The 20,207-nt window shown below is 42.7% G+C and carries 20 protein-coding genes; 5 read left to right on the forward strand and 15 right to left on the reverse strand.

The window, feature by feature from the left end; translation table 11 throughout:
* Positions 1-15 precede the first annotated feature (15 nt).
* The 7 genes from BXY41_RS16140 to BXY41_RS16170 all read right to left on the reverse strand — a co-directional run bounded on the left by BXY41_RS16140 (position 16) and on the right by BXY41_RS16170 (position 6,284).
* Positions 16-738, reverse strand: coding sequence for an ABC transporter ATP-binding protein (locus tag BXY41_RS16140; protein ID WP_104437887.1), 723 nt, complete (start codon positions 736-738; stop codon positions 16-18).
* On the reverse strand, positions 738-1,490 hold the full coding sequence (locus tag BXY41_RS16145; RefSeq protein ID WP_104437888.1) for an ABC transporter ATP-binding protein: 753 nt from the start codon (positions 1,488-1,490) through the stop codon (positions 738-740). The genes BXY41_RS16140 and BXY41_RS16145 overlap by 1 nt, the downstream gene beginning before the upstream one ends.
* Positions 1,484-2,467, reverse strand: coding sequence for a branched-chain amino acid ABC transporter permease (locus BXY41_RS16150; RefSeq protein ID WP_170072413.1), 984 nt, complete (start codon positions 2,465-2,467; stop codon positions 1,484-1,486). Before BXY41_RS16150 ends, BXY41_RS16145 begins: the two co-directional genes overlap by 7 nt.
* A gap of 13 nt (positions 2,468-2,480) precedes the next feature.
* A complete protein-coding gene (locus tag BXY41_RS16155) occupies positions 2,481-3,353 on the reverse strand; it encodes a branched-chain amino acid ABC transporter permease (RefSeq protein ID WP_104437890.1) in 873 nt (290 codons plus the stop codon).
* Positions 3,354-3,422: 69 nt separating this feature from the next.
* Positions 3,423-4,670: an ABC transporter substrate-binding protein gene (locus BXY41_RS16160; protein WP_170072415.1), complete on the reverse strand. Its 1,248-nt coding sequence runs from the start codon at positions 4,668-4,670 to the stop codon at positions 3,423-3,425.
* 405 nt (positions 4,671-5,075) lie between these two features.
* The gene (locus tag BXY41_RS16165; RefSeq protein WP_104437892.1) at positions 5,076-5,744 is read right to left on the reverse strand and encodes a GntR family transcriptional regulator; all 669 of its coding nucleotides are present in this window, start codon (positions 5,742-5,744) and stop codon (positions 5,076-5,078) included.
* 333 nt (positions 5,745-6,077) lie between these two features.
* Positions 6,078-6,284, reverse strand: a complete 207-nt coding sequence (locus BXY41_RS16170; protein WP_207657081.1) for a helix-turn-helix domain-containing protein — start codon at positions 6,282-6,284, stop codon at positions 6,078-6,080.
* Positions 6,285-6,436: 152 nt separating this feature from the next.
* Between BXY41_RS16170 and BXY41_RS16175 the strand changes: the two genes are divergently transcribed.
* Together BXY41_RS16175 and BXY41_RS16180 are read left to right on the forward strand one after the other, a co-directional pair.
* On the forward strand, positions 6,437-6,913 hold the full coding sequence (locus BXY41_RS16175; RefSeq protein ID WP_104437893.1) for a helix-turn-helix domain-containing protein: 477 nt from the start codon (positions 6,437-6,439) through the stop codon (positions 6,911-6,913).
* A 150-nt stretch (positions 6,914-7,063) separates the two neighbouring features.
* Positions 7,064-8,419, forward strand: coding sequence for an APC family permease (locus tag BXY41_RS16180; RefSeq protein WP_104437894.1), 1,356 nt, complete (start codon positions 7,064-7,066; stop codon positions 8,417-8,419).
* A gap of 45 nt (positions 8,420-8,464) precedes the next feature.
* Here BXY41_RS16180 and BXY41_RS16185 read toward each other — a convergent pair whose 3' ends face one another.
* The 7 genes from BXY41_RS16185 to BXY41_RS16215 all read right to left on the reverse strand — a co-directional run bounded on the left by BXY41_RS16185 (position 8,465) and on the right by BXY41_RS16215 (position 15,338).
* A complete protein-coding gene (locus BXY41_RS16185; protein WP_104437895.1) occupies positions 8,465-9,178 on the reverse strand; it encodes an ABC transporter ATP-binding protein in 714 nt (237 codons plus the stop codon).
* Complete coding sequence (locus tag BXY41_RS16190) at positions 9,175-9,927, reverse strand: ABC transporter ATP-binding protein (protein ID WP_104437950.1); 753 nt, start codon at positions 9,925-9,927, stop codon at positions 9,175-9,177. The genes BXY41_RS16185 and BXY41_RS16190 overlap by 4 nt, the downstream gene beginning before the upstream one ends.
* A complete protein-coding gene (locus tag BXY41_RS16195; protein ID WP_104437896.1) occupies positions 9,924-10,892 on the reverse strand; it encodes a branched-chain amino acid ABC transporter permease in 969 nt (322 codons plus the stop codon). Before BXY41_RS16195 ends, BXY41_RS16190 begins: the two co-directional genes overlap by 4 nt.
* Complete coding sequence (locus tag BXY41_RS16200) at positions 10,892-11,758, reverse strand: branched-chain amino acid ABC transporter permease (RefSeq protein ID WP_170072417.1); 867 nt, start codon at positions 11,756-11,758, stop codon at positions 10,892-10,894. Before BXY41_RS16200 ends, BXY41_RS16195 begins: the two co-directional genes overlap by 1 nt.
* 67 nt (positions 11,759-11,825) lie before the next feature.
* Positions 11,826-13,220: an ABC transporter substrate-binding protein gene (locus BXY41_RS16205; protein WP_170072419.1), complete on the reverse strand. Its 1,395-nt coding sequence runs from the start codon at positions 13,218-13,220 to the stop codon at positions 11,826-11,828.
* A 71-nt stretch (positions 13,221-13,291) separates the two neighbouring features.
* A complete protein-coding gene (locus BXY41_RS16210) occupies positions 13,292-14,332 on the reverse strand; it encodes an isocitrate lyase/PEP mutase family protein (RefSeq protein ID WP_104437899.1) in 1,041 nt (346 codons plus the stop codon).
* A 22-nt stretch (positions 14,333-14,354) separates the two neighbouring features.
* The gene (locus BXY41_RS16215; protein ID WP_104437900.1) at positions 14,355-15,338 is read right to left on the reverse strand and encodes an isocitrate lyase/PEP mutase family protein; all 984 of its coding nucleotides are present in this window, start codon (positions 15,336-15,338) and stop codon (positions 14,355-14,357) included.
* A gap of 335 nt (positions 15,339-15,673) precedes the next feature.
* Between BXY41_RS16215 and BXY41_RS16220 the strand changes: the two genes are divergently transcribed.
* On the forward strand, positions 15,674-16,024 hold the full coding sequence (locus tag BXY41_RS16220) for a cupin domain-containing protein (RefSeq protein ID WP_104437901.1): 351 nt from the start codon (positions 15,674-15,676) through the stop codon (positions 16,022-16,024).
* A 152-nt stretch (positions 16,025-16,176) separates the two neighbouring features.
* Here BXY41_RS16220 and BXY41_RS16225 read toward each other — a convergent pair whose 3' ends face one another.
* On the reverse strand, positions 16,177-17,169 hold the full coding sequence (locus BXY41_RS16225; protein ID WP_341457855.1) for a LacI family DNA-binding transcriptional regulator: 993 nt from the start codon (positions 17,167-17,169) through the stop codon (positions 16,177-16,179).
* Between the two features lie 334 nt (positions 17,170-17,503).
* Between BXY41_RS16225 and BXY41_RS16230 the strand changes: the two genes are divergently transcribed.
* Positions 17,504-18,424, forward strand: coding sequence for an ArsR/SmtB family transcription factor (locus BXY41_RS16230; RefSeq protein WP_104437903.1), 921 nt, complete (start codon positions 17,504-17,506; stop codon positions 18,422-18,424).
* Positions 18,425-18,758: 334 nt separating this feature from the next.
* On the forward strand, positions 18,759-20,171 hold the full coding sequence (locus BXY41_RS16235; RefSeq protein WP_104437904.1) for an extracellular solute-binding protein: 1,413 nt from the start codon (positions 18,759-18,761) through the stop codon (positions 20,169-20,171).
* The last annotated feature ends 36 nt before the right edge of the window (positions 20,172-20,207 follow it).

Below are 20,207 nucleotides of genomic sequence, written 5' to 3' on the forward strand. Positions count from 1 at the left end.
GTTAATACCCCCCCTTTATTCACCTAAATAAGCTTTTTTAACCTCTTCATTCTGAAGCAGATTCACACTGGTGTCGTGAAGAATGATTTCTCCATTCTGCATCACATAACCCCGATCCGCCACATTCAAAGCTATTTTTGAATTCTGCTCCACAAACAGAACGGAAGTTCCCTGCTTGTTAATACGAACAATGGATTCGAAAATTTCTTTTATTATGATAGGTGCCAGTCCCAGTGAAGGCTCATCCAGCAAAATCATTCTGGGATTGCACAGCAGGGCGCGGCCGATTGCCAGCATCTGCTGCTCTCCTCCGGAGAGAGTGCCCGCAAGCTGGGTTCTTCGTTCATACAATCTTGGAAACATTTCATATACATGATCAATATCCTTGTTAATATTCGCTTTATCCTTACGAATATAGGTTCCCATCTGAATATTCTCTGCAACAGTAAGCTTTGAAAAAACATGTCTTCCCTCTAAAACCTGCACCAGACCCTGACCTGCAATTAAATGCCCTCTGGTTCTTCCAATGTTCCTGCCATCAAAAAGGATTTCCCCTTTTACACCAGATGGTGCCGTCAGTCCCGAAACAGTCTGAAGGGTTGTTGTTTTTCCAGCTCCGTTGGCACCGATTATGGTTACAATCTCACCCTCATCCACATAGAGGTCAATCCCATGAACCACTTTAATATTTCCATAAGAATACTGAAGGTTTTTCAATTCCAATAAATGTTTTCCCATTATTCACCTCCCAGGTAAGCTTCAATTACGGCAGGATTGTTCTGGATTTCCGAGGGCGCGCCTTCTGCAAGCAGCTTACCATAGTTTAATACATACATATAATCAGCAAGCCCCATCATCAGCTTCATATCATGTTCTATGATCAGAATGCTTATCCCTCTTTCCACTATTCTCTTGCACAGCACATCAAGCTCATTCTTCTCTGTGGCATTCATTCCTGCAGCCGGCTCATCAAGAAGCAATATCTTAGGATCGCTTGCCAGGGCACGACAGATCTCAAGAAGCCTCTGTTTTCCATAGGAAAGGGATCCTGCCGGTTCATCCTTCAATTCCAGAAGCCCTACGAAATCCAGCAATTTCAAAGCCTTTTCATAAGCCTTCTTCTCCTCTTCTCTTTCTTTTTTTGTCTTAAAAAGAGAATCTGTAACGCTGGAATTCAGTCTGGAATGCATTCCTACGATTACATTTTCATATACTTTCATTTTTTTAAACAGATTGATAATCTGATAGGTACGGCTGATTCCTGCTTTATTGATCTGATAAGGGCGATAGCCCTGAATTTCTTTTCCTTCAAATATTATCTTTCCTTCATTTGGAGTATAAACACCGCTGATGCAGTTGAAAAAAGTTGTTTTACCCGCACCGTTTGGACCAATAAGGCCAGTGATTTTTCCATCTCTTACTTCCATGGAAACGTCATTATTCGCCACCAGACCGCCAAACCTTAAGGTTACGTTTTTGACCTTCAGCATTTATTTACTCCTTTCTTTCTGAATTTTACTGCAACGTCCTGATATGCCCCATAAAGGCCTCCTGGCAGCACAACAATTACAATTAACAGCAAAACACCATAAATTAACAGCTGATACTTTTCCGTAGCACGGAGCGCCTCGTTTAATATAAGTACCGATACTGCGCCAAAAATGGGACCGAAGCGGGAAGCCGTTCCGCCAAACAAAAGCATGGTAAGAAACATAACGGACTGCTTGTACATAAATGTGTCCGGGCTGATGAACTTCACGCAGTGAGCATACATCCCACCGGAAAAGGCTGTAAAAAATGCGCTGATGGCAAATGCCAGTATTTTATAGTTCCGGACATTGATTCCCATTCCATCCGCTGCATGGGAATTCTCTCTGATTGCTATAAAAGCCCGTCCAACTTTGGATTTTATCAGATTGTTTTTCATAAGCAGAAAAACAAGCACACTGATCAGTCCAAAATAATAAAACTTGCTGTAGGTATTCAGTTTATATCCAAAAATGCTTACCGATTCTGTAAAAAATCCTGTAAAATTGCCCGTGATCTCATAGGGAGACTGAGCAACCAACTGATACACGATCTCTCCGAAGGCAATTGTTGCCAGGGAAAGGAAATGAAAAACCAGCTTGGATGCAGGATAAGCCAGACCTGCACCGATAACAGCTGCCAGAAAAGCAGCAATTATCATGGTAAGAATCACCGGAATATGGGTGTATTTATGTAGAATCGCAGATCCATAAGCCCCGATTGCAAAAAAGGCTGCATGACCCAGCGATATCTGGCCGCTATAACCGAACACAATGTCCAGACCCGACACTGCTATGATGTAAATAAAGATAAAGCTCACAATTGTAAATGCATACTCAAAATGTATCACATTGAGAAACACAGGCATCAATAAGAGGACCAAAAGAATTATTAAGTCTTTTTTTCTGTTTGAAATCGCATTTTTTAATCGTAGATTCATTCCATTCTCCTCCCTAATCCTGAATTGCCCGCTCATTAAAAATACCAGTGGGCTTAATAAACAAAAACGTAATAAGCAGGATATAAGCCACCAGATCTTTATATGAGGAGGAAATATAAGCGGAAGTAAACGTTTCCACCAATCCAAGAATCGCACCTCCAAGCATGGCACCGTACATATTACCGTAACCTCCCATTACTGCACTGGCAAAACCTTTTCTGCCAATGGTCGCACCCAGGGTTGTATATACCCCGTAAAGTGGTCCGATGAGCATACCTGCAAGCGCAGCCACTGCTGCAGAAATTCCCCAGGTAAGCCCCGTGGCAAGAGATACATTGATTCCAAGACTTCTGGCAGCCAGCGGGTCCATGGCAGCGGCTCTCATGGAAGTCCCAAACCTGGTATGCTTCATAAAAATATGAAGAGAAACCATACATATCATAGAAACTAAAATGCAGACAAAGGCTTCTGTCTGAATGTTTACACCAAGAATTCTTATATTGGTAACATGAAATATTCTTGGAAAGTTAATGGACTGGGTCCCCCATACCAGCATAGATCCGTTCTGAATGATATAGGAAACCGCAATGGTAGCCAGTACCGTATAGATCGGCAAGGTTCCCTTTGCAACAAGCTTGCTGATGATGCCCTTCTCCAAAACCATTCCAAACCCCAGCATAATAATAAAAACAATAATTACTGTAAGAATAAAGGGAATATGAAAAACCCCATAAAAGGTATATCCCAGAAACGCGCCTAATGTAAGAATATCGCCCTGTGTAAAGTTAAGCATTCCTGAAGCTTTGTAAATCAGACTGTAGCCCAGGGCAATCAGTCCATAAACGCAGCCCAGCACAAGACCTGAAACAAGAATTTGTATTATCATTTCTTACCTCCAAGGTAACCGCCTATATTCCACCTGACCGGATATAGGCGGACCATACTATATGTTTTATTACTCTGCCAGTTTAGTAATATTTCCTGCCTTAATCCACTCATTAAAGTCTAAGTATTTTCCATCAATAATAATGTAATCGTTGAGAGTATGAAGTCCTTCCCTGGTTCCGTCAGTGAAATCCAGCATTCCTCCAAGAGATTTAAAATCCTTGATCTTGCTGATTGCATCTTTGATTGCTTCCTTATCATTGCTTCCTGCTATTTTCGACGCCTCCCAGAATACCATCATCGCATCCCAGCTTCTGTATGCGCAGTCATGGAACGGCATTACACCATACGCTTGATAGTAAAGCTCTAAAAATTCCTTCATTTCAGGATCTTTCGCTTCTTCTACACTGCTGTATACCACGTATGGATAAGCAAATACCCAGTTGTTGACCGCATCCCCAGCCACATTAATTGTGTCAACCGGAATTCCCTCACGGTTAAAGCAGAGTTTATTAAATCCAAGCTGCCGCAGCTGCTTTGCAAAAATTGCCTGAGTCGGACCATTGGTAGAGCAGAATACTGCATCTGGTTTAGAATTAATCATCTTAGCCACCTGACCGGAGAAATCTGTATCCCCCTCTGTGTAGCTTTCAATGGTAGTAACTTCAATTCCCGCCTTTTTTGCTTCCTCTATAAACGTTTCAGCACTGGTTTTTGCAGCATCATCAAGACCGCGGAATACCGCTACCTTTTTAACATCTAAATTCAGCATCTTCTCCGTGACATGAGGCATGGAAAGAGCGGTGTTTAATCCTGCACGGAAAACATATTCCCATCCCTGCTGCATCCATGTAGGACTGTTTCCTGTTCCAATAGTAGGAATTTTGGCTTCGTTATAGATTCCACCTGCTGCAAGTACGTTGCTGCTTGTTAATGATCCCAGGATGGCATCCACCTTATCTACCTGAATCATCTTATTGGCAATCTTAACTGCTTCCTCGGGAGAACCCTGATCATCATAATTCACAAGCTTAATGGGTACCCCATTAAAACCGCCCTCCTTATTAATTACCTTAACAGCCAGTTCAGCTGCCATATTGGCAGATTCTCCGACCTGTGCATTGACACCGGTCAAGGGCTGGGGATTTCCTATTACAAAAACCTCACCCGCCTCAGCAGTGCCAGTTGTGCTCTCCGAAACAGCTGCACCCGTCGTGGTTTCTTCCGTCTTTGTACTTGTTTTTCCAGCTCCGCATGCGGTTAAGAACATTGTTAAACTTAAACCCAGTGCAAGAATTTTAGATAACTGCTTTTTCATTTTTACTTCCTCCATTTTTATTATTATCTTAAAAAGATATCGTGGTTAACTGAAAGCCCCTTCTCCTGACTTTCATAAATCGGGAAAATCAAAATTCCTCTTTTATTCACCTGTTATTTCACTTATATTTAACTAATATATCAGTTCAAATATAGCCACATAATATACTAACAAAGGCTCATAGTCAAGCTATTTTCTGTATATTTTATATAATTTTTCTTAATTGTATAATATTTGATTAGTATATTTGCATATTTGAAACATTTTATTTTTTTATTTTTTATGCCATTTATTTTTGCAGTAAATACATTTTCTGCATGCAAAAAAAAGAATGCTGAAAATGTGCTTTTTTAGCATATTCTCAGCATTCAATATTAATTTAACGTATTCATCTATTTTATAATATTACAATATTGATTTTTTAGGGAAAATTAAATCCATTGCATTATTCCAGGAATTTCTAATATGCATTTTATAATTTTCAAGAACATCTGCATCATTATTGCAAAGCATTGAATCTAAAATTTCCAGATGCTCCTCAATGGAAAGTGTATAGTTTAAGTTAACCTTTGCGCAATATACCCGTATTCTGTTACTATGATCCGCCACCACATTCAGCAACTCTTTCAAAAAGCTATTTTGAGACTGAGAGATAACCGTATTATGTAAACAATCGTCCAACCTGGTGTAGTATTTCACATATTCTTCATGATCCTTAAACTCAGGTGGATTCTGAAAGGAATCGTACATTTTTTTAAGCCATTCCTTGCTTAATCTGTTATAACACTCTACCGCTATGTACGGCTCATTCAGTAAACGCACCTCATAAATTGCATTGACCAGATTATAATCGATTTCTCCAACTAAAGTTCCTTTTCGCGGATATATTTTAACAAATGAATCCTTTTCCAATCTTTGAATTGCTTCGCGGATGGGAGTCCTGCTCATGCCTAATTCTTTCTGTAACTCCATATCAGAAATATCTTGCAAAGGAAGATATTCGCCCAGTATAATCTTATTTTTTATATATTCATAGGCATTTGAAAATTTGTCTTCTTTTACCGATTTATCCATTTCTGCCCCCTTCTGCTATGATGTTTCAAGTCAAACAAATTCCCTCTGTCACCATAATCACGAAGCAAACTTCAGAATTTTAGTTTGCCCGTCTCTAGTTTATTTCATTAATTATTGAATTGTCAACACTTATTTCGATAATTATGTAACAATATGATTCAATTTTGACATTAACACAATTTATATGGAGTTATTAGCGTTAAATATAGAAATTACTGACCAACCTCTGCCCAAATGACAACAATAAAACTGCAGATGCTGTGCCTGACTGTACCAAACACCGCATCTGCAAATTGACTGGGCCATCTATGTAATATTATCGCGTTTATGTTACTAATGGAGTAAAAAAATTTTAGCTGCTTCTTCTTTTGTCAAAGATATGAACTTTATCATTCTGTTCATTTCCTGTACGGTAAAAGTATTTCCTTCTTTTTTCATCTTACGGTAAAAAGTACATCTGCTGATACCCATAGCGTCTGCAATCGATTCCTGAGTCAATCCGGAATCCGCTATCTTATCTTTTAGCATGTATATATTCAAATAATTCACCTCTTTTCAGTTGCATTTATGCCACTATTATGTCATAAGAATAGCCTATAAAAAATAAAATGTCAATATACAAGTCACCCCGGGGGGCACAAGTGTTGCATTTTTGCAACATCAATGGTATGATATTTACAGGAGGTAGGGACATGTCAATCACTGGTCAGAGAATTAAAGAAAGAAGAAAACAATTAGAAATGAGTGCTGATGATGTAGCCGCTGAGTTAGGCGTTTCACGGTCTACCATATTCAGATATGAGAACGGACAAATAGAAAAAGTTCCTGCTAATGTTTTAGAAAAGCTGGCGGTTATTCTCAGAACTACCCCTGCTTATTTAATGGGCTGGCAGGATGACTGTTTTGAATACCCGGATTCCGGCACAGATGCTTCCCCATGGATTCATCGGTCTGCAAGCGGAAGCGAAGATTTTTTCCATGAAGATGAGGGAAAAGGATATCACACCAATGACAGCTTAGGCGCCATGATTAACAGCGCCGATCCGGACGACAGAGATAAGATCACTGCCATGGTAAAGATCTATCTGACTCTGACTGATTCCGGTAAGAGAAAAGCCAACGATTATATGGTGGATTTATCCGAACAGCCAAAGTACCGAAAGTCATGACTTAATCCTGCTGTTTCTTAAGGATTTTTTACCAGTAAAAATTCTTGCGTCTGGTAATAAAATCTTGCTGATTTGTATTTCATTTTATGATAAAATAAAAAGGATTTTTTTATACAAACAATACTATAGAAAAGCAGGAACAGTTGAACTATGGAATCAAAATTAGAAAAAAAGTATGGACTATTTACAGCCATTGCGATGGTAGTCGGCATCGTGATAGGAAGCGGTGTATTTTTTAAAGCCGAAAAGATTCTGACTGCAACAGGGGGAAATTTAAAGCAGGGAATTCTGGCCTGGATCGTCGGCGGTATTATTATGATTTCCTGTGCGTACACATTTTCTGTTATGGCTACGAAATATCAGTACATTAACGGTATTGTGGATTACGCTGAAGCAACCGTAGGAAAAAAATATGCCTATTTTGTAGGAAGTTTTATGGCAATTATTTACTACCCTACCATTACTTCTGTCCTTGCATGGGTATCCGCCCGGTATACCTGTGTCATCTTCGGTTTTTCCATTACCGGCGGAGAATGTATGACCATCGCCTGTCTTTATCTGATTTCCAGCTTTACAATCAACGCGCTATCCCCTGTTTTAGCAGGAAAATTTCAGGTGAGCACGACTGTCATTAAGCTCATTCCTTTATTCCTTATGGCAATTGTGGGGACCTTTACAGGACTTCGCAACGGAATGACTGCTTATAATTTTACCCATACCGTATCTGCCAGCACCGCCAACGGGCTGTTTACAGCTGTTGTTGCAGCCAGCTTCGCCTACGAGGGCTGGATCATTGCAACCTGTATCAATGCAGAACTTAGAAATGCAAAAAGAAATCTGCCTCTTGCCTTAATTTCTGGTACTTTAATTACTATGGCGGCGTATATCCTGTATTACATCGGACTGGCGGGAACCGTTAAAAATGAAATAATCATGGCAGGTGGTGAGGCTGGGGCCAAGCTGGCATTCCAGACTGTTTTCACCTCAATAGGCGGAAATCTGTTATTTGTATTTGTAATTATCTCTTGTCTGGGCACATTAAACGGGCTGATGCTTGGCTGCACCCGGGGAATTTATTCTCTTGCTGCCAGGGGCCTGGGACCAAAACCCAAGGTATTCAGTCAGGTAGATTCCATGACCAACATGCCTGTTAATTCAGCTATTTTAGGGTTATTTCTTTGCGGCATCTGGCTGTTCTATTTCTACGGAGCAAATCTGACTGCCAGCTGGTTTGGATTTTTCACTTTTGATTCTTCTGAACTACCGATTGTGACAGTTTATGCGTTATACGTTCCAATCTTTATTATGTTCATGGTAAAGAGCAAAGGACTTAACTTCTTTAATCGTATCTTAATGCCCTGTTTATCCCTTGCAGGCTGTGTATTTATGATTATTGCCGCATGGTTTGCCCACGGAATGGCTGTGGTTGCTTTTCTTATAGTATTTTTTGTTGTTATGATATTTAGTGCTTTGATTTTACATCGGTCAGAGACAGTGAACAAATAAAAATTCAGGGCTGGTATCCCGCAAGAGGATTCCAGCCCTTTTCTTTTATAGTCCCAAATACTTCTTCCTTGTCTCTGCCGTCAGTTCATTGGTCGCCTGATGATGAACAATGGCGCCTCGTTCCAGAATATAGCAGTCGCTGCTGACCTTCATGGCAAACTTTACATTCTGTTCCGCTATCAGAATTGTTACTCCCTCAGCAACCAGATTTTGTACCATAGAAGCCAGCTGATCCACAATTATTGGTGCCAGCCCTTCTGTTATTTCATCCAAAAGCATCATTTTAGGATTCTGCATCAGCCCTCTGGCTACTGCCAGCATCTGCTTTTCCCCTCCTGAAAGCTTATCACCCTTTGAATCCTTTCGTTCCTCCAGGCGTGGGAAGAATGTATAGACTGTTTCCAGATTCCATTTGCTGCTGCCGTCAACGCCTGTACGGGCTGCCACTTTTAAGTTCTCTTCCGTAGATAACGTGGGGAAAATATGCCTTCCCTGGGGCACGTAGGCGATTCCCAGTCTGGCTATGGAATGACTTTTCATACCTGCCAGTTCTTTGCCGTCAAACTTCATACTTCCTTCGGTTTTACAATGTTCCTTGGGGTTAAGCATTCCCATAATTGTTTTCATGGTAGTGGATTTTCCCACACCGTTTCTTCCCAGCAGGCATACGGAAGTTCCCTGTCCCACTGACAGGGTGACTCCGTTTAAGATATGGCTTTTATCATAATAGCCGTGAACATCCTTTAATTCAAGTATCACGATTCGCCACCTCCCAAATAAGCTTCCTGTACATACTGATTTTCCTTAATTTCCTCCGGCGTCCCGCTGGCAATCAGCTCACCATCCCGAAGTACGGAGATAACATCCGCATAGTTAAATACAATATCCATATCGTGTTCGATGAAAATAATGGTCATATTGCGTTCCTCCGCCAGCTTCCGGATCAGCTGCATCAGTGTATAAGCCTCTTCCCGGGCTACACCTGCCGCCGGCTCGTCCAGAATTAAGAGCTTTGGATCCATGGCAAGTGCTATGGCGATATCCAGTCGCCTCTGATCTCCATAGGAAAGATAAGCTGCTACTTCATTCATTTTACTTTCCAGACCTACCAGGGACAGATACCGTTTTACTTCTTCCTTTAAGTAACGATCATGGACGGGAAATAAACTGAATGTTTTCTTATTCATCTCAATCCTGGCAATCTGCACATTTTCATATACAGTCAGGCTGGTGAACAGTTTGGAAATCTGGAAGCACTTGGTCATTCCCTTATGAACGATTTTATCAGGAGACAAGCCGGTAATATCGTCTCCCCGGAATAAAACCTTTCCGCTGCTTGGTACAGTCCGGTTGGTAATCAGATCCATCAATGTACTTTTTCCAGCCCCATTGGGTCCGATAATGGCACGTACCTCTCCCTCCATGATTTCAAAAGAAACATTGCGGGTGGCGTGAAGTGCTCCGAAATAACGGTTTAAATTCTCAACTTTTAAAATAGGTTCACTCATTTTTTAACAGCCCCCTTTTTTGCAGGCTCATTAAGTTCCTTTGTCACTTTATCGCGCAGAAGGCCTCCCTGTAGAAACAGCACGCAAAGCACAATGATCGCCCCCAGTACAAACTGATAATAGTTAGTAAGAATGGATAACTGCGTCGATATAAACGTAACGATGACCGCTCCTAAAATAGGTCCAAAGAAGCTGTACATACCTCCAATCAGGCACATGACCAGTCCCTCTGTAGAGGTATTGGTAGAAAACATAACCGGGAAAGCTCCCATATTTCTCATTGCGTAGAGAATGCCGGCAATGGTTACAAAAAAACTGGAGACCATACAGGCACACAGCCTTACATGCATGGTATTCATTCCAATAAAGGTAAGCCTTTCTAAATTATCACGGCTCCCTTTTAAAACAGTGGCAAAGGGGCTGTGGAAAAACAGGTAAATCAAAACAATACAGATCACACAGACAAAAAAGCATAAGTAAAAGTTGCCGCTTGGGCTGCTGGCAAAAGGAAGGCGCACATTGCCGGTCAGTCCGGTATCAGAGCCCACGTACTGGATTTTAAATACCATTGTATACAATAAGGTATTGATACCCATGCTTACAAAAGCAAAGGTGAGATCGTCGTTGGCCCGCAGACATATTACATTAATAAACAGAGATATCGCCATGGATATAACAATTGCTGCCACAATTGCCAGGGTGCGGTCCAGACCCCCTCTCACGCACATAATGACATAAACATAAGAACCCATACCAAAGTAAGTGGCCATACCCAAAGGCCGCAGGCCTCCGAAGCCCAGAATAATATTTAAAGCGGAGGCAAAAAGCATCATGATTACAGTACGGCTCATAAAATCAAGCACCGAATCAGATGCAAAGAGGGAATATGCAAAAATCGTTATGACAAGCACTGCTCCCACTATGGCATCCTGTTTTATCTTTGAAAGTGATTTCCATGCTTTCATCAGCGTCCCTCCCTCCTGGTAAAAATACCTTTTGGATTAATGAACATGCAGATTACCATTAAAGCAGCGGGCAGTACATTGTAATACTGCGGCAGATAGACTGCTCCAAACGCATTGACCAGACCAACCAGCAGGGCGGCAGGCAGACAGCCATCCATATTACGCAGACCGCCGATGCAGAGAATTGGCATGACATTACCAAAAATAGACAATCCTTCCTTAGGACTCATTCCGGTAACAGGGGCATTTAAAACGCCACCCAGTCCCGCTATGCCAATTCCGATCATAAACAGGACACTAAACATCTGGTTTACATTGACGCCTAAGTTGGCGACCATGGGGCGGTCGCTGATAATGGCACGGGTCAGCATACCCAGTTTGGTCTTATTGATCATTAACCAGAACGCGAAGGCAGTTATTCCTGATATAACAATTTCGAAAATATAATATACCGGGAATTTAATCCCCACAATTTTAACGCCTCCATTTAGGAAAGCAGGCAGAGACAGCAGCCGGATGCTATACCCCCAGAACATAACAATAATATCGCATAGCATATACGCTACGCCATATGTCAGCAGCATAATATACAGCATATCCTTGCCAAACAGAGGTCTGGTAGCCTTCTCCACAAAATATCCGATTCCAGCCACAAGAATGGGCACCAGAATGAGCGACGGAACAAAACCAATTTTAGCAGCTATGGTATAGGTTAAATAGGTTCCAAGAACATAAAATGCCCCCTGACCGAAATTAACCATGCTCATGCCGCTGATAATCAGCGAAACACCGGCAATCATCAGGTAGGAAACCATTCCATTGCTGATGCCGGAGATGAGAGTTTGAAAAAAGAATGATACGGTCATTAGATATCCTCCAGTATGATAAAACAGGCGGCAGGCCATTCTATTCTGCCGCCTGATGGGAACGGATTTACTTGGTACTTAAATCAGTAAAGGTGTATCCATTTTCCTGCGCATATTTCTGAACGTCTTCCTTCGATGGCAGCATCTCATTTCCCTGATATACTGCATAGATATCGCCAACAGGAATTGCCCATTTATTGGTAGGATCTTTAATCGCAGTCACATAATAATAAGCATGAGCCATTAAATGATCGAAATCGCGGAAATATAAATCTTTGCCGTAAAGAGTGCTGAAGTGTACGGTGCTAAGCGCGTTGGTCATTGCTTCCGGAGATAAGTCGCCGGCAGTTGTCTTGGCAGCCTCTGTAATTGCTTTGATGCCTACATACCAGGTATAGCCCATATCGGAAGGTCCGATCTCTTTATTATAATATTTCTGTCCGATCTCAGAATATTTTATGGCAAATTCAGCATTTCCCTCGATCTCGTCAAGCCAGAATGGCCATAACTGCACCCCATGTACTTTGCCGTATGGATAATTTCCGCTCTCTGCCAAAGCTGTTGTATTAGTGGAATCGCAGGTATACCATCCAAGATAATCACAGTTGTCCCACAATCCAAACTGGGTACCCTGATTTACAAGGGAAACAAAGTTCGGACCTGCAACAGCTCCAATGATTACATCAGGGTTCTTGCCAACTACCGAGGAAATGATAGTGGAGAATTCAGTGGAGTTACTGGATACCTGATTGGAACCCAGGTTTTTAAAACCATCTCCCAGCTCTCTGTAGAAAAAATCGCGGCTGTCACCGGAAGCTCCGCCGTCATTGCCAATAAAGAATGCACTCTGATACCCCTTATCAGCAGCGTATTTCGCATTCATCTTAGCAATGGGCCATGCCACGAATCCGCAGGAAAACATATATTTCGAAGCGTTTTCTACCGTTACACGGGTATTCATGGTGCAGGGAGTCACCATAGGAAACTTATTCTCATCTGCCCAGGTCGCACCGGTTGGAGCTTCTCCATCTGACTTAGGTCCCAGAATGGCAATACACCCCTCATTAACCAGCTCGGTAGCTTTCTGCGCTACATTTGCTGAGTCACTTGCCGTATCCCGATACACCAGTTCAAATGGGATTCCATTTAATCCTCCCGCTTCATTGGCCTCTTCCATAGCCAATATGGCTCCAGCTTCCGCCCAGGTTACGGTAGCTGCCGCTGCGGAGGAGCGGTCAGTCAGAACACCGATTTTTATAGTTTTACCGTTATTTCCACCAGATGCGCTGGTGCTTTGACTTTCCCCTGCTGCTGTAGTTGCTGCTGTAGTTGCTGCTGCCGTTGCAGGTGCCCCCGCTGAAGATGCCGCCGTAGTTGAGGAACCGGAGTCTACTGTACCGGTACATGCCGTCATAGAAGCCATCATCGAGGCTGCCAACGCCAAAGAGATTATTTTTTTCATATGATTTTTCCTCCAATACATTTCCTTATACTTCTTCCTTTTAATTAATTTCCCAAAGAAACAATTATATATTACTGCTCATCCGGATTATGAACATCATCCTCTCGTACGAAATAATCCGCATTGCGCTGTGCCACAGAATCCCGCGGTTCTCTTACAAAAGAATTCTCAGCCTCTACCCAGCTGCTGTCAGTAAGTCCGAACATGCTCATTGTAGTAAAGGTCTTATAACCGGTTTCATCAAAATGATAATCTACATAATCATTATTCTGATCTTTCATTACATGACGTCCCACATCAAGCATGGCAAGCATAGCTGCGTGAGCACTGTAATGAACACCTGCCAGTTTATATACTCCCAGCTCCTTTAATTCATCCACAGATACCTCCTCCGGATCATGAGCTTTTCCACAAAGATCCGGATACCACATGGGGAAATTCTCATACCTGGACCCTCTTGCGTTTAATGCATCCCGCAATTTTCGGCACATGAGAAGCTTTTTCTTTCTGTCCGGAATCTTATGCATCCACAGAATGCAAAGCATATCGGCACCGGCGTCTATGTAAGCCGCACACCTGTTAACGGCAGCAGCGAAGTCGTGAATCAGATCGCTGTCACAGCGGGCAATTAAAAAGCCATTATGCCCGTTTGCATTCAGCCCGGCTCTGGCTGCTTTAAACCGCAGGACGGCATCTGATATGGAAAGCTGTCCCTTTCTTGCCAGTTCTGATGTGTCCGTAACCAGAACTCCTGCTGCTCCGGCCTGCATAATACGCATACAGCCATACTGGGCATTCAGCGCCCGTCCAAGTCCAAAACCGTCATCTGCATCGATAATTAATGGCATGGGGGTCATACGGGTGATCTGCTCTGTTACCCGGACAAAATCATCAATTGACAGGAGCTGCAAATCAGGGATACCAGTCAACGCACAAGCCAGATCGCCGCTGGAAACCATAATCACTTCAAAACCGTTCATCTCAGCGGCTCTTGCAGACAGGCAGTCATGCAATTCAGGTACAATCAAAACCTGATCTTTTGCTATCAGTTTTCTAAGCCGGTCTGACGCAGGCTCCTTCCTGTCTGGTGTCAGAATGTAAGGTAAACTCATTGCTGCAACCTCCTTTCTGGTTTTACAGGCGATCCTTAATATCCGGCCTTACGAATCCTTCCGGATAATCCTCTACCTGATGCCCTACTATTGTGTATTGTTTATTACCCTGCGTAAAACTGTTTTCCAATGCAAGATATGCCTGTGGATCATACATACCGGAACAGGAGAAACTTTCAATCCCGGAAGCCGGTGCAGTTTCAAAGGAATAGGTTACACTCTGATTCTTGTAGTTTACCAGTCCATGCTCAAGCATACCCTCCATTGCTGCCTTCATGGTATAATGGCTGCTGCACATCTTAAAACCAAGGGGAGTCAGGTCTTCCATCGTAACTGACGGGTGATAATGTCCATCCTCTCCTTTATAAGCCCGCACATCTGCAAAAATCTTGGGTCCGGTGACGATTTCTGCCATCTGAGCTGCCTGCTCAAGGTCTCCAACCAGCACCATCATCGCAATTACATACTGTCCCATCTCTTTGCCAATGTTGATGGCTTCCTGCAAACGCTCACAGCCTTCCTTCATCTGCACGGGATCTGCCGGATCTGCATTGCTGCGGGCAATCAGCAGACAATCTGTTCCTTCCAGACCTGCCAGCGCCGCACGTACCTTGGCAATATACTTATCCCGGGGAAGAATCTTTGTTGTTTCTTCCATATCAGCGGAATCTTCCAGCTGAATTGCTGCCGCACCTGCTGCTGAAAGAATTCTTGCTGAACGGTACACTGCCAGAGGTCCGCCAAAACCATCTTCGATGTCAGCAATCAGCGGAATGGAAGAAGTCTGAGCCACTCTGCTTACTACCCTCTCCAGGTCACTTAAATTAGTAAATCCGTAGTCAATTACACCGTTCAATGAAATGGAAACCTCTCCACCCGACAGAAGGCTTACCGGGAATCCGCACATCTCCACTGCATGATTGGAAGCGCAGTCATATACGCAGGGCACTAAGAAACACTCTTTGCTTTCATCCAAAATCTGACGTAAGTTTTTTTTACTTGCCATCTTGCTATCTCCTCTTTTTCTCTGTTGCTTGCTTATTTTTCAGCGGTTTGCTCCGCTTGTTGCAACCAAGAAACCAAAGTTGCAGTTTATTTCATGTTTGTTGCAATTACAGAATAGCATTTTTTATCATAAACGTCAATGTCTTCTGTTATCAAAGCATTCTTTTTGACTATTTTTACAATATAATCGTTTATTTTTTATGCATTATATCTAATGAATTTGTTTATTATGTATGATAAACTCAAATTGTATATATGCAATCGATTTCTATATTTTTTAAATTATTTTACAGCTTTATTATTTTTTTGTTGCGTTTTATGAAAGGAGATTTGAAAATGATACGAAGAAATGAAGAGAAAGAATCCATACGTAAGCCGGCCCCATTTGACGGAACAGGCGAAATCACGGTGCGCAGCCTGTTAAACGGTCCAGAAGAAATGAGCCGGAAGGGACGGGTTTTTGGCCATACCACCGTCTGGCCAGGCTCAGAAATCGGCTATCACCTGCATAATGGTGATAGTGAAACTTATTATATTTTAAGCGGGTCCGGGAGATATAACGACAACGGTACGTTTACCACTTTAAACGCAGGTGACGTAGCATACTGCGCTCCTGGAGAAGGACACGGAATTGCCTGCATCGGAGAGGAACCAATCGAAATGATTGCACTGATTCTATACGAATAATTCCAGTCTGCATATAACTGTAACGGTCTTATTCATACATTTGCAACTAAGCTTTACACAGTAAAAAGGTCTGTTGGCAAACTGATTCCACTGTTTGCCAACAGACCTTTTTTCACGGATTTCTATTTTTAAGTCTCCCCTAAATTCCGGATCTACAGGCTCTGCCGCTTCACCAGTTCCATATCCAGGGTAATTTTATGGGTTTGAGCCCTTCCTTCCATCACATCTACCAGTATCCGGACAGACATCATGGTAGATACCGTTACCATTGTATCCAGAGAAGTCAGCCTGGGCCGGCTTACTTCACAGAGTTCAGAATTCCCCTCTCCTATGATAGAAATATCTTCAGGAACTCTCTTTCCCTGTTCCATAAAAGCGTACATCACCTCAATGGCCAGCCTGTCCTGAACACAGAGAACACCGTCTGTCTCCGGCCTTTCTTTCAGAATGCGGGTCACCACTTCATCAGCGCCCACGCAGGGATCGACTCCGGTATAAACGTTGTATTGAACATCAGGATGTTCCTCTGCGGCCGCCTCAAAATACGACTGTATCTTAGGCTGGCTCGCCCGGTTTTTTTCAATAATAAGTGCCAGGTTTCTGCGCCCACGCTCCACAAGCTGTTCCACACAGCACCGAAATCCCCGTTTCTCATTAGCTCCAATACAGTATACATTTTCCATATTAACCCGTTCATTCTGGTAGACCAGAAGCACCGGTACATCCGGCAGCCACCTCTGAATCAGTTTTTCCAGCCGGTCATGCTCCACAAACGAGAGACCGATTAAAAGTACGCCCTCTACCTTTCGAAGCCTCAGTTCCGCTATGGCTTTCCCCATGGAATCGGGCTCTTTCCCAGTATATCTTGTCATACACTGATAGCCATTGAGGATCAGCTCATTCTGACACCGGGCAATTGCCTCATTCTGATGCTGGGAATCCAGATCATCCGTCACAATACCTACCATGCGCGTCCGCTGCGTTACCAGACTGCGGGCATTTTCATCTGGAATATAATTGTTTTCCTCCAATACCTTCTGGATTAATTCACGCTTTTTCCTGCTGACTCCCGGTTTATCGTTCAGAGCACGGGAAACCGTGCTTGGTGATACTCCGGTCAGTGCAGCGATATCATAGATTGTAATTACAGCCCCCTCCTTTTACTCCTGAATCTTCTGTAAATTGAAAATCAGACAACCATTTTTATTGTTTGTTGTATTAGTATACATCAATTCTGCAACTTCTGCAACATTTATTGCAACTTTCAGTTACGTTATTCATTCAGAAATATGCTTCCCCTCCTATACGAAAGCATCGTGGCTATGCCTGGACTCAGAATGCTTTGTTGGGTGAAATAAGTTCTTCAAAAGGGAATCCGGCAGGATTGACAGCTTCCCTAAAGATAGAGTATTATAAATACCAAATACAAAGATCCGGAAAGTACATATAAGGTTTTGAAAAAGGAAGGAGGGTGTTATTATGGCAAAAATCAAGGATTTTACCCTGGAAAATATCAAGGAAATCTGTGAATTCGGCAAGGCGATTTCCTCTCCTGTCCGGTTAGAGATTATTAAGCTGTTGTATCAGGACAATTATTCCATAAGCCAGATAGCGGAAGCTCTTGAGCTCCCACAGTCCAGCACCGCATTTCATCTAAAGCTGCTCGAGGCCGCAGACTTAATCCGCATGGAGGAGCAGCCAGGGAGCCACGGAACCATGAAAGTCTGCAGCCGGAAACAGGATTATGCCAATCTTTGTTTTCTTCCAAGAAGCAGTCAGATTAACCAGATAGTCAGTATTGAGATGCCGGTGGGCTCATTTGTAGATTGCAGCATCTTCCCTACCTGCGGGTTATATACACCCAGTGGTGTTGTTGGAATGGAAGATAAGGAGTACAGCTTTTATCTGCCAGAACGGATGAATGCCGGACTTTTATGGACATCAAAGGGATATGTACAATATAAATTCCCCAATCAGCTGCCGGCCGGCAGACTTCCTGTGTGCCTGTCATTTGCCATGGAGATATGTTCGGAAGCTCCTGGTTATGCCGAAGACTGGAAATCTGACATTACCCTGTGGGTAAACGGCATCGAATGTGCCACCTGGCGCTGCCCAGGAGATTTTGGTTCCAGAAGAGGAAGACTTACGCCTCCGCTCTGGCCCAACGGTTCCACGCAATATGGCATCTGGGTAAAGTGGGAAATCAGGAGAGACGGAACATATATCAATGGAGAACAGGCTTCAAAAGTCAGACTCAGCGATATTGCAATTCCTGAAAAACCATTTGTTGCAATGACCATAGGAAACAAGAAAAACGCCAGGTATGAAGGCGGCTTTAATCTTTTTGGCAAGACCTTTGGCGATTATCCCAGGGATATATTAATGGAGATAGAATATTAATTATAACAAAAAAACAAGACAACTGTCTGGAAAATATGTTTGTTTCCAGATGGTTGTTTTTTATTGTCTTATATCCGGAAAACAGAAATAGATGGTTATAACAGAAACTCTATTTTTTTAATGAAAATAAAATCGCATTATAACATTATTACTGTTGTAAATATAAAATATACACAAATATATTAATATTTATCAATATAATATATTGACTTACACAATAAAAAGGTGTATTGTTTGCTTATTATATCAGTATTGCTGTTATTAATTTAACCTTATCAGAGTGGCAGCGTACTGGTTTATGGTGCAAGCATTCAAACAAAATAAGGAGGTAATTATGAGAAGAAGCAAAAAATGGATGGCTGCCTTAGGTGCCGCCGCACTGGTTATGTCAGCAATGTCTGGTTGTACAGGAACCACATCAACCCAGACTGCCGGAAGTACTCAGGAAACAAAAGGTACACAGGAAAGCAAAGAAACTGCGTCAGGGGAAACGTCAGCTGCTGCAGAAGAAACAAAGAATGTCAACGACGACGGAACGGTTAACAATCCGGAAAAAGTCGCAGTGGACGCCAACAAGCTGGTGATGTGGTCCTTATTCAGCGGAGGCGACGGCGGCTTTATGTCAAAGATGATTGAAGATTACAATGGTACCAGTCCTACGAAGCAGGTACAATCCATCATGTTGGTATGGGCAGACTATTATACCAAGCTTCAGACGGCTGTTGCTGCTGATAAAGGTCCTGATATTGGTATATCCCATGCTTCTTCCCTGCCTCAGTTAGTGGAAGATGGCGTCGTGCAACCGATCACTCCCTATCTTAATGAGTTGGGAATCGATCTGAGCCAGCATTATTCTCAGGCTTCCATTGATGCTGTTACATTTGACGGAGAGGTATACGCAGTGCCGCTGGACACTCACGCAGAGATTATGTATTTTAATAAGAATATATTAGAACAGGCAGGAGTAGCTTTAAACGGAAGCGGTGGAGTCGATATCAAAAGCGCTGATGATTTTTATGCTGTCTGCGAGAAAATAAAATCTGTGATTCCAGCAGATGGCTCCGTAATCGCTCTTACCAGCAACGGAGATGACCCTTACCGCTTATGGTGGGCGTCCTATTTCCAGATGGGAGGTACTCCTCTTGTCAGCGATGACGGCAAAAAGGTGACTCTTGATAAGGAAAAGGCCGTTAAGGCAGCAGAGTTTGTAAAGGGACTTTATGACAAAGGTTATGTTAAAGAAGGAATTGATGACCACCAGAAATTTTTCCAGAGCGGCAAAGCAGGAATCTGCATTGGCGGAACCTGGGCCGTTGGAGCCTTTGAACAGACAGATAACTTAAACTTTATACCAGTACCATTTCCTAAGCTCTTTGATACGGATAATTGCTGGGCAGACTCCCATACCTTCATTCTTCCAACAAAGAAAGCAAGGAATGAGGCGGACAGCAAGGCTGCTGTGGAATTCATGGTATCAGCGTCCATGAAAGGCGGCGTTACCTGGGCTGGCTCCGGTCAGATTCCGGCATGCAAAGAAGTTCTTGCAAGCGATGAATATAAGGCACTTCCATACAGAAGCAGTTACATGTCCGAAGTTGAGAAAGCGGTTCTTCCCGCTAAGGTATCGACTTTTAACGGAATGAAGAAAGGCATGATTGACAGCCTTGATACGATCTGGACAGGAAAGGGTGATGCCAATTCCGGCATTGACACTCTTTACGATGAGCTTGAATCAAATCTTCCGTAATAACAGGTAAGCAGAGGGGGGATTATTTCCCCCTCT

The organism is Lacrimispora xylanisolvens, assembly GCF_002934545.1.
Classification (GTDB): domain Bacteria; phylum Bacillota; class Clostridia; order Lachnospirales; family Lachnospiraceae; genus Lacrimispora; species Lacrimispora xylanisolvens.

Coding starts and splice junctions, on each gene's coding strand:
- BXY41_RS16140 (WP_104437887.1), bottom strand. CDS start 738: ATGGGAAAACATTTATTGGAATTGAAAAACCTTCAGTATTCTTATGGA.
- BXY41_RS16145 (WP_104437888.1), bottom strand. CDS start 1,490: ATGCTGAAGGTCAAAAACGTAACCTTAAGGTTTGGCGGTCTGGTGGCG.
- BXY41_RS16150 (WP_170072413.1), bottom strand. CDS start 2,467: ATGAATCTACGATTAAAAAATGCGATTTCAAACAGAAAAAAAGACTTA.
- BXY41_RS16155 (WP_104437890.1), bottom strand. CDS start 3,353: ATGATAATACAAATTCTTGTTTCAGGTCTTGTGCTGGGCTGCGTTTAT.
- BXY41_RS16160 (WP_170072415.1), bottom strand. CDS start 4,670: ATGAAAAAGCAGTTATCTAAAATTCTTGCACTGGGTTTAAGTTTAACA.
- BXY41_RS16165 (WP_104437892.1), bottom strand. CDS start 5,744: ATGGATAAATCGGTAAAAGAAGACAAATTTTCAAATGCCTATGAATAT.
- BXY41_RS16175 (WP_104437893.1), top strand. CDS start 6,437: ATGTCAATCACTGGTCAGAGAATTAAAGAAAGAAGAAAACAATTAGAA.
- BXY41_RS16180 (WP_104437894.1), top strand. CDS start 7,064: ATGGAATCAAAATTAGAAAAAAAGTATGGACTATTTACAGCCATTGCG.
- BXY41_RS16190 (WP_104437950.1), bottom strand. CDS start 9,927: ATGAGTGAACCTATTTTAAAAGTTGAGAATTTAAACCGTTATTTCGGA.
- BXY41_RS16195 (WP_104437896.1), bottom strand. CDS start 10,892: ATGAAAGCATGGAAATCACTTTCAAAGATAAAACAGGATGCCATAGTG.
- BXY41_RS16200 (WP_170072417.1), bottom strand. CDS start 11,758: ATGACCGTATCATTCTTTTTTCAAACTCTCATCTCCGGCATCAGCAAT.
- BXY41_RS16205 (WP_170072419.1), bottom strand. CDS start 13,220: ATGAAAAAAATAATCTCTTTGGCGTTGGCAGCCTCGATGATGGCTTCT.
- BXY41_RS16210 (WP_104437899.1), bottom strand. CDS start 14,332: ATGAGTTTACCTTACATTCTGACACCAGACAGGAAGGAGCCTGCGTCA.
- BXY41_RS16215 (WP_104437900.1), bottom strand. CDS start 15,338: ATGGCAAGTAAAAAAAACTTACGTCAGATTTTGGATGAAAGCAAAGAG.
- BXY41_RS16220 (WP_104437901.1), top strand. CDS start 15,674: ATGATACGAAGAAATGAAGAGAAAGAATCCATACGTAAGCCGGCCCCA.
- BXY41_RS16230 (WP_104437903.1), top strand. CDS start 17,504: ATGGCAAAAATCAAGGATTTTACCCTGGAAAATATCAAGGAAATCTGT.
- BXY41_RS16235 (WP_104437904.1), top strand. CDS start 18,759: ATGAGAAGAAGCAAAAAATGGATGGCTGCCTTAGGTGCCGCCGCACTG.